Source organism: Rothia sp. 27098_8_27 (assembly GCF_041432805.1).
In the GTDB taxonomy this organism is placed as follows: Bacteria; Actinomycetota; Actinomycetes; order Actinomycetales; family Micrococcaceae; genus Rothia; species Rothia mucilaginosa.
The window spans coordinates 34,406-51,337 of sequence record NZ_JAPWAJ010000006.1 but is presented as its reverse complement, the minus strand read 5'-3'; the positions used below and the strand labels follow the sequence as shown (position 1 = coordinate 51,337).

At 59.0% G+C, this 16,932-nt stretch carries 11 protein-coding genes; 2 read left to right on the top strand and 9 right to left on the bottom strand.

From position 1 onward, the window contains the following. Nucleotides 1–82 precede the first annotated feature (82 nt). From O3675_RS07395 to O3675_RS07370, 6 genes are all read right to left on the bottom strand, one after another. Nucleotides 83–1,540: a mycothione reductase gene (locus O3675_RS07395; RefSeq protein WP_371571811.1), complete on the bottom strand. Its 1,458-nt coding sequence runs from the start codon at nucleotides 1,538–1,540 to the stop codon at nucleotides 83–85. Nucleotides 1,541–1,827: 287 nt separating this feature from the next. Then, the gene (locus O3675_RS07390; RefSeq protein WP_005507726.1) at nucleotides 1,828–2,640 is read right to left on the bottom strand and encodes a ParA family protein; all 813 of its coding nucleotides are present in this window, start codon (nucleotides 2,638–2,640) and stop codon (nucleotides 1,828–1,830) included. 191 nt (nucleotides 2,641–2,831) lie between these two features. Next, nucleotides 2,832–3,476: a MerR family transcriptional regulator gene (locus O3675_RS07385; RefSeq protein WP_371571809.1), complete on the bottom strand. Its 645-nt coding sequence runs from the start codon at nucleotides 3,474–3,476 to the stop codon at nucleotides 2,832–2,834. A gap of 716 nt (nucleotides 3,477–4,192) precedes the next feature. Further along, the gene (locus tag O3675_RS07380; protein ID WP_371571807.1) at nucleotides 4,193–4,966 is read right to left on the bottom strand and encodes a MerR family transcriptional regulator; all 774 of its coding nucleotides are present in this window, start codon (nucleotides 4,964–4,966) and stop codon (nucleotides 4,193–4,195) included. Nucleotides 4,967–5,561: 595 nt separating this feature from the next. Beyond that, a complete protein-coding gene (gcvH, locus tag O3675_RS07375; RefSeq protein WP_005506589.1) occupies nucleotides 5,562–5,954 on the bottom strand; it encodes a glycine cleavage system protein GcvH in 393 nt (130 codons plus the stop codon). A 368-nt stretch (nucleotides 5,955–6,322) separates the two neighbouring features. Beyond that, a complete protein-coding gene (locus O3675_RS07370; protein ID WP_371571806.1) occupies nucleotides 6,323–9,814 on the bottom strand; it encodes a bifunctional proline dehydrogenase/L-glutamate gamma-semialdehyde dehydrogenase in 3,492 nt (1,163 codons plus the stop codon). Between the two features lie 514 nt (nucleotides 9,815–10,328). Between O3675_RS07370 and O3675_RS07365 the strand changes: the two genes are divergently transcribed. Then, nucleotides 10,329–11,255: a LysR family transcriptional regulator gene (locus tag O3675_RS07365; protein ID WP_371571805.1), complete on the top strand. Its 927-nt coding sequence runs from the start codon at nucleotides 10,329–10,331 to the stop codon at nucleotides 11,253–11,255. Nucleotides 11,256–11,450: 195 nt separating this feature from the next. Here O3675_RS07365 and O3675_RS07360 read toward each other — a convergent pair whose 3' ends face one another. The 3 genes from O3675_RS07360 to O3675_RS07350 all read right to left on the bottom strand — a co-directional run bounded on the left by O3675_RS07360 (nucleotide 11,451) and on the right by O3675_RS07350 (nucleotide 14,851). Further along, entirely contained in the window at nucleotides 11,451–12,254 is an 804-nt protein-coding gene (locus O3675_RS07360; protein WP_371571803.1) for a transcriptional initiation protein Tat, read from the bottom strand. An 11-nt stretch (nucleotides 12,255–12,265) separates the two neighbouring features. Continuing rightward, complete coding sequence (locus O3675_RS07355) at nucleotides 12,266–13,642, bottom strand: 6-pyruvoyl tetrahydrobiopterin synthase (protein WP_371571801.1); 1,377 nt, start codon at nucleotides 13,640–13,642, stop codon at nucleotides 12,266–12,268. A 261-nt stretch (nucleotides 13,643–13,903) separates the two neighbouring features. Beyond that, complete coding sequence (locus O3675_RS07350) at nucleotides 13,904–14,851, bottom strand: sugar-binding transcriptional regulator (protein WP_371571799.1); 948 nt, start codon at nucleotides 14,849–14,851, stop codon at nucleotides 13,904–13,906. 121 nt (nucleotides 14,852–14,972) lie between these two features. On the opposite strand from O3675_RS07350, the gene O3675_RS07345 reads away from it, so the two are divergent. Then, nucleotides 14,973–16,718: a glycerol-3-phosphate dehydrogenase/oxidase gene (locus O3675_RS07345; protein ID WP_070674943.1), complete on the top strand. Its 1,746-nt coding sequence runs from the start codon at nucleotides 14,973–14,975 to the stop codon at nucleotides 16,716–16,718. Nucleotides 16,719–16,932 lie beyond the last annotated feature (214 nt).

Here is a 16,932-nt window from a genome sequence, read left to right as displayed (position 1 = left end):
CTTAGGTACGACCCCCTCCTCTATGTTTACCTCAACGCTCAGAGCCTGAGCCCTTGAGCGGTATTCTTTGAACCGGTTGGTACTAGTTGGCGGGCTCGTCGAATTCCAGGCCGAGCAGCGCGTTCTCAATGATTTCGGTCAGTGCCGGGTGGATCCAGTACTGGCCGCGTGCGAGGGTGCGCGCATCCATGCCGAAGCTCATTGCCTGCAGTAGCGGCTGGATGAGCACGGAGGATTCTTCACCGACCAGGTGTGCACCGAGCAGCTCGCCGTTGTCCTTGCGGGCAATCAGCTTGCACAGGCCAATCTTGTCTTCCATTGCCCAGCCGTAGGCGGTGTCGCCAAAGTTCTGTGCCTTGACGGTGATCTCAAAGCCTTCACGCTCAGCGGCCTGGCGCGCCTGCTCTTCGGTCATACCGACCACGGCAATCTGCGGGTTGCTGAAGACCGCGGCGGGTACGTAGCGGTGGTCGCTGGCACGCAGGTCCTCGGGGTGGCTGAGGTTGTGCTGCACAACGCGGGCCTCGTGGTTTGCAACGTGCTTGAGCTGGTAGCGGCTGGACACGTCCCCGAGGGCGTAGACACCGGGTACGGGTGCACCGTTGTAAAGCACGCGCTGGTACTTATCGACGCTGAGCTGACCGCCGTCCTGCACGTCGAAGTAGTTCTTCGCGTTGAGGGTGTCGGTGTTGGGGCGGCGACCCGTAGCCACGAGCACAGCGTCTGCCGGGATTTCGAGCAGTTCTTCACCGTTCTCGGTGGTGCGCTTCGCTACGACGGTTACGCTACCGTCGGCGTTCTCACGGATCTCGGAGAGGGACGCATCCTTGACGATGTTCCACTGCTTGCTTGCGGCTTCTTCGAAGCGTGCCACGACCTCTTCATCCACGCCGCGCAGCAGGCGGGAGGAGCGGTTCAGCTGGGTTACTTCGGTGCCGAATGCGGAGAAAACGTGGGAGAATTCTGCCGCAATCACGCCGCCGCCGATGACGACCATGCGGGCGGGCAGTTCGTCCAGGCGCATGACGTTGTCGTTGGTGTAGACCTTGGAGGAGTCGATACCGGGCACGGGAGGCAGCACGGCGCGCGAACCTGCCGCAATGACAATCTGGCGGCCCTGCAGGCGGGTGCCGTCGGTCAGCTCAACGGTGTGGGAGCCGACGAAGCGCGCGTACTGGTCGTAGAAATCGACGTTGGGCAGACCGGCACGCCATTCGCGGCCGCCTTCAACAATCTGGTCAATGCGAGAGGCAAAGATGCGGTCACGAATCTGTGCCCAGTGCACGGCGTCTACGTGTGCGTCGACGCCCAGGTGCTTGACCTCGCGGGTCTTCTGAGCGATGGTCGCCGGGTAGACGTACATCTTGGTGGGGATGCAGCCAACGTTGAGGCAGGTGCCACCGAAGATACCACCATCGATGAGGGCAACCTTCTTGTCGTCCCATTCGGGGCCGATGAGGGTGTTGCCGGATCCGGAGCCGATGACGATGAGGTCGTATTGTGCTACGCCGTCAATGCGTTCTACGTTCTCGATGCTCATGTGGTCCTCTCGTTGTTGGTGTTGAGGCTGGGCTCGTTCCCAGCGTGCCCTTCGATAGCGGGGTTATTTCTGTTACTGCCACTATAACGCGTGGAGACTACCGGCTATTCCCACTTCTGGTGTCAATGTTGACGGATATGCGAAAGTGCGCCGTCCCAAAGGACCACAGCACTGAGAACACAGCGCTGAAAATACAGAGGTTCTTTGAGAAGACGCACTCAAGCGTTGAGACCTCAAGCGTTGAAACTATGTGAGTCCGCGGATTAGTGACGCGTAGATGTCTGCGCTTAGAGGTCTGCCATAAGCCCGGCCAGCAGACGGGTGAAGTCAATGGCGGGATCAACCGATTCTTCGTCGGGCCAAAAATGAATCGGGTACGCGGCACCCTGTGCACGCTGCAGTACGGGGCTTTCAGCGAGCACAGGATCTGCCACGAGCTCGCCAAAGAGGGAACGCATTTCGTCGCGTCGGTAGCGGTGTTCGCTGTCGTTGGGGCGCATCTTGTTGATAACTACTCCCGCACCGTCAATGCTGATGCCGCTTTCCTGCTGAAAGCGCACGATGGCGCGCAGGGTTCGTTCGGTGCCCGCCACGGAGAAAAGGGAAGGCTCTGCGACCGAAAGGATGCGCTCGCTAACCGCCCAGCCCATTGAAGACAAGGTTCCGAGGAACGGCGGGCAGTCAATCAGGATCACGTCGTAGGCGTCCGCAGCCGCCTCCACCATGCGCTTGAAGCGGCGAATGAACGGCGCGGCTTCCTGCCGGTCCACGAGGGTGGAGCGCGCCGAGCCTCGCGCCACCTTCACGCTACCGGTGGTCACGGGGTTATTGGTCAGCAGGGTGGGTTTGCCGACGAGCGCGTTCCAGGAGGAGCTACCGGCTTCCTCCGCGAAGGCACGCTCATTGGAACTAGCGATCAGGGAGGCGACGTCAGGGATGGTTTCATCCACTGCCAGGCCGGTGCTGGCGTCGCCGTGGGGGTCGAGGTCAATAACGAGTGTGGAGAGTCCGCTGTGTAATGCCGCGGAGGCGAGCCCCAAAGTGATGGACGTTTTGCCAACGCCGCCCTTGAGGCTGCTGATACTGACGATGCGGGGCATGCAGGTCCCTTTTATGAGTGAGGTGTAATGCCCCTTTATTTTAGCGAATCTTCGCTTTTCTTCCGGCTCTGACAGGGGTGTATCTTGAGTTTTTTCTCAAGTGAGCAATGAATATTCCCTCGCGTTTAAAGCTTCAGCCCACGCTCGCTACCCGATAGGTAGTGAGCGCGGGCTGATTCACGTTTTATGTTTTATGCCTGTGCGCGGCGGGCACGGCGGGCGGCGAGTTCGTCGCCTTCGAAGTTTTCGTGCATTTCTTCGCCGGGCTGGCCGTTGAGGTTCATTTCGATTTCGCGCCAGACGCGACCGATAGCGATACCGAAGACGCCCTGACCTGCCTGAACCAGGTCAATGACCTCGCTCGGGGAGGTGCATTCGTAGACGGTGGTGCCGTCACTCATGAGGGTAATGTTCGCGAGGTCGTCAATGCCGCGGGTACGCAGGTGCTCGATGGAGGTGCGAATCTGCTGCAGGGAAACGCCGGTGTCGAGCAGTCGCTTCACAATCTTGAGTACGAGCACGTCGCGGAAGCTGTAGAGGCGCTGGGTACCGGATCCGGAGGCGCCACGCACGGTGGGTACGACCAGGTCAGTGCGTGCCCAGTAGTCGAGCTGGCGGTAGGTGATGCCGGCTGCCTTGCAGGCGACGGCGCCACGATAGCCGAGGTTTTCCTCAACGACGGAGACAGGGTCGGTGAAGAGTACGCCCTGTTCACCGCGCGGAGGCGGTGCTACAGGGAAGAGGGTGTCGAAGCCATCCAGGGGCTGATCGAAGCCCTGGGGTGCGTGCTTGGTTGCGGCCTCGCCTGCATTTTCGGCTACCTGCTGCTCTAGCACGGTCCCTCCTTTTCGTTAAACCCTTTTAAGTGCTTCACCGCGCCCCATCAATGCGGTCGATATCGTTCCGGTGTAGACCCGATTCTCGGGGAGAGATTATCGGGGTGAGATTCTAGGGTTGAGGTCTAGAATCTGCGTCTATGATTCGCGTGGCTCCTCTACTGGGTTCCGGCGCGGTTTTCAATACTACACAGCGGTTCGACAGTGCGACCGATGCGCGATAGGCGCGGTTGTTCAATCTATTTTAACTGATAGAGGGCTCTACTTAAAATTGAACCCACCGGAGCGAATGATCTTTTCAGATTCATTCTTGCCTCATTAACGCCTCATAGGGGCGTTCCTCCCCCCGCCGTTCCGTTCGCTTTTTCTGGGCGCCCCGCACAGGGGGAGTTAAAACAGGGGAAGTTTAAAAAGTAAATGCGTACGGGCTGGTAGTCCGTACGCATTTACAGCTGAGTTGAGTGAATAGCCTTGGCAGGCCGGGAGCCCCCTGGTGAGAAAGCTCTTCGTGTTGGACGAAGGGGTAGAAATTCCGAGCGTGCCAGCGTCGGCTTCGTCCAAGTCTAGAGGCCACTACCCGTTGGTGCGGGTAGGGACTATAGAGGGAATCACCGTGGTCAGCGGTGTTTCCCGAGGGAAATCCCCGTTCGGGGTGCGGTAGAACCACTGAGGGTTTACGAGCGGCAGACTGTCCGGTAGTCTGCGTCTTCGTGCGCCTACTCGTAGGTAGGCATTGCCGATTCGACGAGGGTTGCGTGCAACTGCAGGCACAACTTGCGAATCTTGTCGGCACGTTCCTGCGCCTGAGCCTGGGAGGCTGCGTCGCGGCGCGAAGCCAGCGGAGCCACCGCAATTTCCACGAGGGAGATTTCGCGGTCTGCTGCAGACTTGAATGCACGCAGGTGACGGGGCTGAATGCCGTGCTGGGTCAGCTCTGCGCTCACGCGGGCGATCAGCACGTCGTAATCGGTGTACTCCACGTCCGAGCCGTCTTCGAGCAGTCCAAAGTCAATCAGCTCGCGAATCAGTTCGGGAGTGGTGTTAGCGTATTCTGCCAGCTCGCGGAGGCTGTAAGTACGACCTTCCTGCTCGTCCGGTCCGAGGACGGTATCCAGGACGTCTTCACTTACGGTGGCGGGCATGGAGTTCAGTACGCGTACGGCTTCCAGGTCCTCCAGGTGCTGACGGATTACCTTGAGCGGCATGTAGTGATCGCGCTGCATAGTGAGGATGTAGCGCAGGCGCTCAATGTCAGTCTGGGAGTACTTGCGGTAACCGGTTTCGGTACGGCTGGGGTGCACCAGGCCGCGCTCCTCCAGGAAGCGAATCTTGGATGCGCTAATTCCGGGGAACTCCAGGTCGAGCTGACTAAGAACCTGACCGATGGTCCGGCTCTTAACGTCACGCGGGTTACGGTCAGAGTCGCCGTTCTCCACGTCCTCTAGTTCAACCTCAGCGTTAGTGAGGTTTTCATCGATGCGTGAGGTCATCTATGTCTTTCGGGTACTTGTTCAGCCGATGTCGATACGAGCCGAAATTTGAGTGAGTGGCTCGTTCCCCCGGTCGGGGGTCTCGCTTCGTGCCGAACATCTTTGCTTAGTGTTGAGAGTGTGATAGATAAGTTTAGTTGTTTATCACGAAATGATAAACCGCAAACCTTCGAGACAATCTTATAGCCTCACAAGGCATTTTGCTATTCAGTTCGCCCTTTTCAGAGGCTTTTTGAACCCAAAAATAGCCACACAATCAAACACTATCCAGTAGAGACAGTACCAATTTTAGCAAAATTCCAATACTTCGAACACATGCATCTCACATTGGACTGCTTTACGAGGAAAATTTTATCTTCTCGCGATAGTTGAAGTTTTCATCACATTTAACTTGAAAGAGGCTCCCACTAGGGGTTTAGCCATCTTTCAAGCCCTTCAGACAGCTTCAGAGACCCTCAAGATGAACCTTAAATACGTCCGTTTATTTGCGTTTGTGTGCACTATTAATGAAAAACGGCGAGACCAATCGGTCTCGCCGTCTCACCACTACATACCTCTTATCCGAGGCGTATAGAAGGTCTTAGAGTCTATCGACTTAGAGCTTGTCCAGCTCAGCCTTGTATGCCTCTGCATCCAGCAGGTTCGCCAGGTCATCAGCGTTCTCGGGGCGAATCTCAATAATCCAGCCCTCGCCGTAGGGATCGGAGTTGACCAGTGCGGGGTCATCCTCCAGACCCTCGTTCACTGCGACAATCTCGCCAGCAACGGGAGCAAAGAGATCGGAGACAGACTTGGTGGACTCAATCTCACCGAAGCTATCCTCAGCAGCTACAGAGTCGCCGACAGAGGGAAGGTCGACGTAGACGACGTCACCCAGTGCATCCTGAGCGTGGTCGGTAATACCAACACGTACGGTGCCCTCGGCGGTGAGAGCGGAAACCCACTCGTGCTCAGAAGTGTACGAGAGTTCTGCGGGAACGTTGCTCATAGCAGCGGTGTCCTTTCAGTGTGTTCTTGCGTGGCGCGGACCGTCCCGCGCACGGTGTCGTTCCGTATGTGGGATGACGGAACGTCCTACACCAATTATCACATAAGAAGTAACGCGGGGCACGTCTAAACACCCCCGTACCACTTCTATGACACTATTTTTCCTCTTCCTCTTCGTGCACCTAACCATCCGAACCCTATCGACCGCTAGATACCCCTCTATTCATCACTTTCACGCACGGCTCCGTACAGGCCTCCCACTCCCCCGATAAGAACCCAAAAAGAGACGCAAAAAGGCTCAGGACCCCACACCATGAAAGGTGCAGAGCCCTGAGCCCAAAGACTAGAGAGCTAAACTCTCACAGCGCCTTAGCGGGAAGAAATGACGCGCTCGGAGAAGCGGTTCGGGTTACCGAAACGGTGTGCGGTAATCGAAACAGCCTGCTCGCGGAGGAAGGGCAGCATCTCGATACGGCCAGCCTCGGTGACCGGTGCGAAGTACACTGCAACATCCGGGCGACCACCCAGTGCCGAGTAGATGGACTTCACGTCGTTACCGATGTAGCGGATACGGGTGCCTTCCAGCGGAGTACCAGCCAGTGCGCGAACCGGGGTCTTAGCGTTCGAAGCCAGGTACTCGCGGAACTGAGCGTCCGACTTGACTTCGTACTTGATGCCCTTGTTCTCGAGGACGCCACGGACGTCGACCGGCAGGTCCTTACCGACGGACAGAGCAACCGGTGCGTTAGCTGCCAGACCGGCGAGCACAACGCGCAGGGTCTCTGCTGCGGATGCGGACTCGTCTGCACGAACCAGAACCTGGGTGGGTACGTAGCGCAGGATGTTACGCTCCACGCCCAGCTTCGAGGGGTCGTGACCGAAGCCGAACTCGGTGTCCCAAGCGTGTGCGTCAGAGGAGACACCGCGCTTGATGAATGCGAAGTCCTCGCGCTTGCCCAGCTCGGAGTTCTCGATGGTAGCCAGGGTCTCGCGGACGGTCACGGACTGGGTGGTTGCGGTCGCGGTTGCCTGTGCGGGCTCCCAATCGGACAGAGCGATCAGGTAGCTGGGGCCACCAGCCTTGGTACCGGAGCCAACGGTGGACTTCTTCCAACCGCCGAAGGGCTGACGCTGAACGATTGCACCGGTAATTGCACGGTTGACGTACAGGTTACCTGCCTGGACCTTGGAGAGCCACAGCTCGAGCTCGTCAGCATCCAGCGAGTGCAGACCTGCGGTCAGGCCGTAATCGGGTGCGTTCTGCAGCTCGATTGCCTCTTCCAGGGTGTCAGCGGTCATGATGCCCAGGATGGGGCCGAAGTACTCGGTCATGTGGTACTCGGAACCGGGCTTGACGCCTTCGCGAACACCGGGGCTCCACAGGCGACCGGTCTCGTCCAGTTCCTTGGGCTGAACGAGCCAGCGCTCGCCCGGACCGAGGGTGGTCAGACCGCGCAGCAGCTTCTCTTCCGGCTTCTGAACAACGGGGCCCATCTCGGACTCGATGTCCTGCGGGTGTGCCACGTGCAGGGAGCTGACGGAGTCAAGCAGCTGACGGCGGAAACGCTCGGACTGTGCCACGGAGCCAACCAGGATGACGGTGGAGCCAGCGGAGCACTTCTGACCTGCGTGACCGAATGCCGAGTAGACGACGTCCTTGACGGCGAGGTCGATGTCAGCGTTCGGGGTGACGATGATGGAGTTCTTACCCGAGGTCTCACCGAACAGGGGCAGGTCATCACGCCAGGAGCGGAAGAGCTCAGCGGTCTCGTAACCACCGGTCAGGATCAGACGGTCAACCTCGGGGTGCGAGATGAGCAGCTTGCCTGCAGCGCGGTCAACAACCTTGACGAGCTTCAGAACTTCCTTGGGAACGCCTGCTTCCCACATGATCTCTGCGATCAGGGCACCGGTGCGAGCGGTGATGGTTGCGGGCTTGAAGATGACAGCAGAACCTGCAGCCAGACCTGCCAGAACACCACCGGCAGGGATAGCGGTCGGGAAGTTCCACGGGGGAACAACCAGGGTCAGGTCAACAGACTTGGGCTTTGCGCCGTCGATCTTCTCGAGGTCCTCAGCCAGCATTGCGTAGTAGTATGCGAAGTCGATTGCCTCGGAGACCTCGGTGTCGCCCTGCTCCAGGGTCTTGCCAGCCTCAGCTGCCATAACCTCCAGCAGGTCACCGCGGCGCAGTGCGATAGCCTTACCGACCTTGCGCAGAATCTCTGCACGCTCGTGGCCGGAGAGCTTGCCCCATGCCTTGCCAGCCTCTTCGGTTTCCTTGATCAGCTTCTCAGCCTCAGCCTCGCTGGTCAGCTCGTTAGCCTTGAGGGTTTCGATGCCCAGCTTGGTGGTCTTGGAACGCTCGAGGATTGCGCGGCCCCACTCACGGTTACCGGAGAGTGCGGGGTCGGTGTCGGGGGTGTTCTCGAAGCGGCCTGCCGGTACGAAGACGTTGTCCTCGTTCTCGGTCAGACGGTTCTGGGTGCGCTTGGATGCGGGAACCTCGTCGGTGACGGAGTTCAGCGCACGCATGAAGCGGTCCTCTTCGCGCTTGAAGATGGACTCGTCGGTTGCCAGGTCGAAGATACCGGACATGAAGTTCTCGGAGGAAGCGTTCTCCTCGAGACGACGGATCAGGTATGCGATAGCAACGTCGAATTCCTTGGGGTTCACGACGGGCACGTACAGCAGCAGGTGGCCAACGCGACGGCGGATGATCTCTGCCTGCTGCTCAGCCATACCAATCAGCATCTCGAACTCGACGCGGTCCTTCACGCCGCGGTCCTCGGACAGCAGCAGTGCGAAAGCAACGTCGAAGAGGTTGTGGCCTGCAATACCCAGGCGGACGTTCTTCACGTGCTCGGGGCGCAGTGCGTAGTCCAGAACGCGCTTGTAGTTGGTGTCAGCAGCCTGCTTGGTGTCCCAGGTGGTCAGCGGCCAGCCGTGCATAACAGCTTCCACGATTTCCATGGAGAGGTTTGCGCCCTTAACCAGGCGGACCTTGATGCCTGCGCCGCCAGCAGCAACGCGCTTTGCGGACCACTCCTGCAGGTGCTGCATTGCAGCCAGGGTGTCGGGCAGGTATGCCTGGAGCACGATACCGGCTTCCAGGTCCTTCAGGTGGGGCTGGTCCAGGATCTTGGTGAACACCTCAATGGTGAGGTCCAGGTCCTTGTACTCCTCCATGTCCAGGTTGATGAACTTCTTGGGGGAGCTAGATGCAGCCAGCTCGTACAGCGGGGTCAGGCGGCGAACAGCGGTCTCAACGACCTCGTCGAATGCCCAGTGCTGGTGGGGGCCGGAAACAGCGGACACCTTGATGGAGACGTAGTCAACATCGTCACGTGCCAGCAGGCGCTTGGTCTCAGCCAGGCGGTGCTCTGCTTCCTTGTCACCCAGAACTGCCTCACCGAGCAGGTTGACGTTCAGGCGGTTACCGGTCTTGGTCAGCTCTGCAATTGCGTCGCCCAGCTTCTCCTCGGAAGCGTCGACGATCAGGTGACCAACCATCTCGCGCAGCACGCGGCGTGCAACGGGAACGGTGGGCCATGCGACCTTGCCAGCCAGCTTGCCACCGAAGCCAACAGCGGACTTCATGTACCAGGGCAGGAAGGAAGGTGCCAGGCCGGAAATACGGGAAAGGTTGCGGCCGGAGACGTTGTCGTCTTCGGGGCGAATAACGCCATCAACAAAGCCGACGGTGAAGGGAAGACCATTGGGGTCCTTCAGAACACCGGCGAGCTGCTCAGCCGCGAAGGTGGGCTTGATCGACTGGGACTCGTTTACCCACTGGCGAACAAGCTGACGAGCTTCCAGAGCCATCTTCTGGTAGTGCTCAGATGCGAAAGGATGGGTCATCCTTGACTCCTAACTATCTTACTGTGTGCGGTGCACACCACGTTTGGCGATGTCTCTATTTCACCACAAAAGGGTAATAAATACCTCATTAGAAAAACTGAATGTTTTTTCCAAAATTCATTTAGATTTTCTTAATGATTGTGCGGTGAGGTTTTCACCCCGCGCCCCCTCCGAACCTCCTGTTCGAAGAGACAAGGTGAAGTTTGTAGCGACATCGCTATCCATCCCTCTCAGGCTAGCACTTTCAGAGCGCAAATATCGAACCCACTTCGTAACAGACGAACACTTCAAAACCAGTCCCAGAAGCATCTTTGACCCCAAAAATCATCACATTCAGCGCGAAAATACTCGCTACACAAGCCAACATGTCGGCACCCCACTTCAGACGTCTCAAAAAGAGCCAGCCGGAAGCCCGCGCGGTACCATATACAAGAGTCCACGATGAGAGACGCACCATGGAATATGGTGGCAACCACAGCCAACGCAATGCCGAGTGCACCAGGGAGGAAATAACGTGTCAATCTACGACATCCGACGCATGCAAATGCTCCTCGAAATCCAAGAACGCGGCACCGTCATCGCCGCAGCCGAAGCACTCAGCCTCACCCCCTCCGCAGTCTCCCAGCAGATTGCCACCCTCGAAAAAGAAACCGGCACCCCGCTTCTGCAGCGCATCGGCAGGCGCGTACAGCTCACCAGCGCCGGACTCATCATCGTCGACAGTGCCCGCAGTATCCTGCGCGAACTCGACCGCATGCAAACCTCCGTCGCCAACCTCACCGGTGAACCCGCAGGCATGGTCCGCCTCGCCATCTTCCAGTCCGCGGCCTTCGCACTGCTACCGGAAACCCTCAGCTACCTTGCCGAACACGCACCCTCACTCACGCTGCAGGTACTGCAAATCGACCCCGAAACCGGAACCTCACTGACCCGAAGCCGCGAATACGACATGGTGCTCTCCGAAGCCTACCCGCACCACCACATCCCCGAATACCCCGAACTGCATTCCGAGCTACTCACCGAAGACCCGCTCAGCCTGATCGTGCCCAGTACCTCCACCATCACCTCGATTGAGGAAGCGCACGCACTGCCCTGGGTTCTCGAAATGGAACAGAACACCTCCCGCAGCTGGGCGCTCAACCAGTGCCGCACCGCAGGATTCGAGCCGGTCATCCGCTACAGCGCCAATGACATGATTACGAATTCCAACCTCGTCAAAGCAGGATTCGCCGTCACCATCGTGCCCGGCTTCATCCTCTCCTCCCTCTCCACCACCGAGGGGCTACGCATCGTGGAGCTGCCCGGCAAGCCCTGCCGCAAAATCTTTACCGCCGTACGCCGAGAGTCCGCCGCCAACCCTGCCATCGCCATGGTGCGTGAAGCACTGCACCACGCGGTCAAGGTAGTATTCGGCGAGCATGAAAAGACCGAAACCGCATAAGAAAAACCAGCTGCCACCCATGCCGGCACACTAGACAACGCAAAGGTCGGGGCCGTTCCCACGAACGACCCCGACCTTTCAACATACCTTTTTGAACAGGCGCCTATATATAAGGTATAAAAACACACAACGGAGCCACTCCCCCGCCGCGCCCATCCTTCACTAGGCCATTTTTCACAAGGGCCAGCTCAACTGCTAGTTCAGCGAAGCAACCACAGCCGAGCTCTGCACCTCGTAGAACGAAGAGGACAAACCAGCCGCCGCCATATCCAGCACAGCGCTCACATGAACCTGCTTCAACGCAGAACCGGCAACGCCCGAAGCCACCTGATAATTCAGCTGAACATCCAAGCGGTGACCGCGAGGAATAGCGGTGCGCAACTCCAGAACGTTCTCGCTGCCAGCACCAGCCTGACCGGTCTGCTCGCTACGGCGCACCGCATCAAGATTCAGAGCATCCACAGGAGCCACCAGGGCCGACGCACCCAGGCCACCCGAAGGCAGCACCGCCTGACCCGAGGTAACACGAAGAGTCACCGCAGGATTCAACAACAAACCAGTCTTCGGATCCTGCGCGCGAGCACGCACCATCAGGCGAGTACCCACCGGCAGCGTCGAATTGCCCTCATTAATAATGCTCAGGCGAGTCGGCAGATTCCGGAAAGCAACAGTACGCGCCGGCTGACTCTGCAAAGACACAGCCTGCACACCGTTAGCAGCCTTCAACTCCAGGCGGATGCACGACTCGTTATAGCGCATCGGAACCTGCACCAGCGCAGAACTCGCCGCGCCACCGTGCTGTCCACCGCCGTGCTGACCGCGTTGCCCGCCGCGCTGTCCGCCAGGACGCTGGGTCACAGGGGTCACGCGAGCACGCTTACCGCCCGAACGAGTCGCCGCCTCCGCAGCGCTCACGCCGCCAGCTACCAGGGCAGCCGAAGCGCCCGCAACCTTCAACGCGGTACGGCGAGAAGCATTCATCAGATTATTCTTAGTCATTTTCTACTCCCCTAAGCCTTCGCGATACGGTACACGCCGCTAATCGTGCCCTGCCACCAGGTGCCGTAACGGTCAATCGTGCCCACCATCTGCAGGGTGTCACCACCGCCAAGCAGCAGGCTCACATGCTGAGGCAGGCGCTGCTCATGCATCGTCTTACCGGTTTCCACGTCCAGCGCGACAGCCCAGGCGTAGGCGCCATTCGCCAAACCAGCCGGACCGCGGCGACGCTCACAGGTATAAATCAGGCCGTCAGCAGTGGAATAGCGAGGAACAGCCGAAGAGTACACGTCCTTACGGTCCCAAATCTTACGCAGACCGCGGTCGGTAATATCCCAACGCTCCATACCGGGAGCAAAAAGCGCATTCGCAGGAACCGACGGGCCGGCACCCTCCGGGTACTTCGGGTAGGGGTAGCCGTAAGTGCTTGCACCGACCATCGTGTTACCCACACCGATCATGGAATTCTCAGTGCCAGAGGTACCTGCAGTAAACAGGCCAGCGCTACCGACCTTCGCACCGTTATCGGTGCGGTACACAATGACCGACTCCTGAATATCAGAGTTATCAGTCAGCATCACGTAATCAGAGCCGTTCGGGCCAAAGAACGTCGGGGAGGCACCCGAACCCCACGCGAGCTTACCGGGCTTGCGGGCGCTACCGCGGTCGTACGCATGCCACCACTTGAGGGTGGGCGCGCCGGTTGCAGTAGCGTTCAGCATATAAATAGCGTGAGAAGTCACCACGCTCACGCCCTGCGGGCACGCCGAAATCGAGTTATCGATACGCTCACCCGCAATCGACGCCTTATTCAGGCGCATCGAGCGAATCGTGCCGCGGGCAGAATCAATCACCGCAATGTAGCCGTTCTTCGTCGCAACCCAAATGCGGCCGGACCAGTCGGGTACCAGACCAACCACAGCATCGTTAGCGCTCTGGGCGAGCATGCGGCTCAGGTCAATACGCTCATCAACTCGGATGCTGCGACCGTCAGCAGAGTGGGAGAGGCGCAACAGGCACTGAGAGCCATCCACCAGAACCATGCGGTCCTGCGCGTCAAGGTAGGCATACACGCCACCGAGCAGTGCACCCTTCGGGATGTCCAGGTGGGAAAGCTCGCGGCCGGTATGCGGGTCAAGGATAGAGAGCTTCGGGGTGATGAACTCGCCGTGGGCGAAGACCTGGGTGCAGAGCACCTGAATGAAGCCGTCGCGTCCCGCAAGGATTGTCGGGCAGGCGCCGCCGAGCTTCGTGCCAGTAATCTTCCAGTCGCCAGCGCCGGGGCCGGCAAGAGGAGTAGCGTCGGAAGACTGGGCATCACCGTGCATGGTGGTAATGCCGGGTGCGCCCAGGTGCGGATTCGCCTGGGCGTTATAGGTGGGAGTCATGGTTGGTTCTTTCTAACGGTGAGTGGCGCACACCTTCATTGGATTCAACGGAGTGCACTAATATGCACTTTCACATGCGCAAACGTTTCACATTGTAGGGTCAGAAAGCAGTTTTTGACGACACTAAAGGGCACATTGAAACATTGTTCAGGCGACACTTGAGAGCTTCACCAGGAAAGCTCTCAGCACTACCCTTTCAGATTCAAAGTGCCCCTTTACCCCATCACCACAGACTCCCATACCCGCGGCGATTATTTTTAGCTATTTCTCCATGAGCGCCTTTGCCAGGGCATCATCAAGAACCAAGTCAGTAATCGCACCCGTACGCAACGCGCCGCGCAAAGCACGCACACGGTGAGTACCGGACGCAACGCAAATACGGCGCGGAATACGAGCCAGCTCCTTCGGAGTCGGACCGGACGCACGCTTATTCAACTCAAGATCAGCCCACGAGCCGTCCTCACGCAGAAGAATCGTGCACATATCCCCCACAACGCCCAGCTCACGCAACTGACGCTGCTCCTGCACCTCAAAATAGCCACCCGAGTACACGTGAGAAGGAATAGGTCCACCAAAAGCACCCACACCAAAAATAGCGAGGTCAACGTTCTGTTGGGCATGCAGATTCTTCTGCACGCTACGCTCACGCCACATGGCAGTCTTCGTGTCCGCATAGTCAAAGAACGCGGGAACCGGAAAATGGATAGTCTGCGCATCATAGGCATTCACCAACTGCCCCAGCAAGGAACCCAGGTACGGAATACCCGAATGGTGCGCATTACCGGCACCGTTCAGCTGAACCACAGTCACGCCCTTCAGAGGACGACGCGGCAGGTGGCGAGAAATCTCAGTCATGGTCGAACCCCACGCCACGCCCAGGCTCGTTCCATTGTCAATCAGGGAATCAAGTAGCGCCGCCGCAGTACGGGATACCTGACTCATACGGGCAATGGGGGTAGCATCCGGGCGCACGTTCACGAGAGTAACGCGCACCTTATAGCGCTCGCCGATGCGGCGCTCCAGCTCACTGCGGGCACGGAAGGAATCATCCAGACGGATCTGCACCATGCCGCTCTCACGAGCACTTTTAAGCAGACGCGACACAGTGGCGCGAGAAACCCCCAGACGAGCCGCGATAGCGTCCATCGTCATGTTGTGGATGTAGTACAGCTGCGCCGCCTCGTAAGTGTGGTTAGCGCGTTCGTTCATCGACCCCAGACCCCCAGTGAAAATCCGTTCAAGCTACTTGGTTATTATTTCACCATTGGGTTTTACTATTTGCAAGATGAAACCCCACGCCGCGCACGCGGCACGAGAAGAAAGAGCATACATGAGCTCCCAGCACATTGCACAGCAGTCCCAGCTGACCGCTGAGTCCCGCGCCAAGGCACTCAAGAGCATGGTCAATGAAGAACTCGACATCCTGGTTGTGGGCGGCGGCATTACCGGTGCAGGCATTGCCCTCGACGCAGCAACCCGCGGTCTGCGCACCGGTATCGTCGAAGCAGGTGACTGGGCTGCAGGCACCAGTGCATGGTCCTCCAAGCTCGTTCACGGTGGCCTGCGCTACCTCTACAACCTCGACTTCAAGCTCGTGACCGAAGCTCTCACCGAGCGCGGCCTGTTGCTGAACAAGATTGCACCCCACCTCGTGCACGCACAGCCCTTCCTGTGGCCCCTGAAGATGCCCGTCATCGAGCGCGCATACTCCGCAATCGGCATCGGCATGTACGACACCCTGGCATTCCTCGGCTCCCGCGGCAACAAGGGCGTCCCCTCCCAGCGCCACTTCACCAAGGCCGGCACCAAGACCGTCTTCCCCGACATCAAGGACTCCGCATTCAGCGGCGCAATCCAGTTCTACGACGCACGCGTTGACGACGCACGCCTCGTCATCGACGTCGTCCGCACCGCTGCAAGCTACGGCACACTGGCTGCATCCCGCACCCAGGTTGTCGGCTTCACCAAGGACGCATCCGGCCGCGTCATCGGCGCAGAGCTGGCAGACCTGGAGACCGGCGAGCGCCTGAACGTACGCGCAAAGCACGTCATCAACGCAACCGGCGTGTGGACCGAAGAGTCCGAGTCCCTGGCTAACCCCGATGCAGGCCTGGAGGTTCTCGCATCCAAGGGCATCCACATCGTGGTTCCCCGCGACCGCATCAACGCAACCAGCGGTATCTTCACCAAGACCGAGAAGTCCGTTCTCTTCATCATCCCCTGGCAGCGTTACTGGATCATCGGCACCACCGACACCCCCTACACCGAGGACCGCGAGCGCCCCGTCGCAACCAGCAAGGACATCGACTACGTCCTGATGCAGGCGAACAAGCTGATCGCTAACCCGCTGACCCGCGAAGACATCATCGGCACCTACACCGGCCTGCGCCCGCTGCTGCAGCCCAAGGTCAAGGACGGCGCAGCATCCACCAAGGTTTCCCGCGAGCACACCGTGACCGAGGTTGCACCCGGCATGAGCGCAATCGCAGGCGGCAAGCTCACCACCTACCGTGTCATGGCTGCCGACGCTGTCGACTTCGCGCTGGGCGAGCAGGCTAAGCAGAACCCCTCCGTGACCGCAACCATCGGCCTGGTCGGCGCAGACGGCTACCACGCAATCGCCGCTAACCGTGCACGCTACGCCGAGCGTTACGGCTGGGACGAGGCCCGTATCACCCACCTACTCGAGCGTTACGGCGCACAGATTGAGGACCTTGGCGCCCTCATCGATGCAGATTCCTCCCTCGGCGCTCCCCTGGCTAAGGCACCCCAGTTCCTGCGTGCAGACGTCGTCTTCGCTATCCGCTACGAAGGTGCCCTGCACCTGGAGGACGTTCTGGTCCGCCGCGTACGCCTCGACCTCGAGCAGCGCGACCGCGGCCTGGCAGCAGCAGACGAAATCCTCGACATCCTGCGTGCCGAGCTCGGCTGGGACGACAAGAAGGTCAAGGAAGAACTCGACCTCTACGCCGCACGCGTTGCAGCAATGCGCGAGGCAGAGTCCACCTCCACCGATGCTGAGGCATCGGCAAAGATTGAGGCTGTCACCCCCGTGGCACCCCGTGTGAAGCTCTAATCCGCAGAGATTCCACGCACCTTTCGTGACCGGTTATCCGGTACGAACCGACCGTTCACCCCTCACCGAGCATGGGTTATCTCATATTTTCGGTGAGGGGTGGACGAGAGGTTAAATAACCGTTTACGATAATCCCCTGCATAAGAAGCAGCGAGCTAAATACAGGGTTAACCCACTGGTACAATCTGCTTCTCATCCAAAAACATCTATCAAT

Excerpts from the sequence above, each read along its gene's own strand:
- O3675_RS07380 (WP_371571807.1), bottom strand. The coding sequence starts at position 4,966 with ATGACCTCACGCATCGATGAAAACCTCACTAACGCTGAGGTTGAACTA.
- O3675_RS07390 (WP_005507726.1), bottom strand. The coding sequence starts at position 2,640 with ATGCCCCGCATCGTCAGTATCAGCAGCCTCAAGGGCGGCGTTGGCAAA.
- O3675_RS07355 (WP_371571801.1), bottom strand. The coding sequence starts at position 13,642 with ATGACTCCCACCTATAACGCCCAGGCGAATCCGCACCTGGGCGCACCC.
- O3675_RS07350 (WP_371571799.1), bottom strand. The coding sequence starts at position 14,851 with ATGAACGAACGCGCTAACCACACTTACGAGGCGGCGCAGCTGTACTAC.
- gcvH (WP_005506589.1), bottom strand. The coding sequence starts at position 5,954 with ATGAGCAACGTTCCCGCAGAACTCTCGTACACTTCTGAGCACGAGTGG.
- O3675_RS07370 (WP_371571806.1), bottom strand. The coding sequence starts at position 9,814 with ATGACCCATCCTTTCGCATCTGAGCACTACCAGAAGATGGCTCTGGAA.
- O3675_RS07360 (WP_371571803.1), bottom strand. The coding sequence starts at position 12,254 with ATGACTAAGAATAATCTGATGAATGCTTCTCGCCGTACCGCGTTGAAG.
- O3675_RS07345 (WP_070674943.1), top strand. The coding sequence starts at position 14,973 with ATGAGCTCCCAGCACATTGCACAGCAGTCCCAGCTGACCGCTGAGTCC.
- O3675_RS07395 (WP_371571811.1), bottom strand. The coding sequence starts at position 1,540 with ATGAGCATCGAGAACGTAGAACGCATTGACGGCGTAGCACAATACGAC.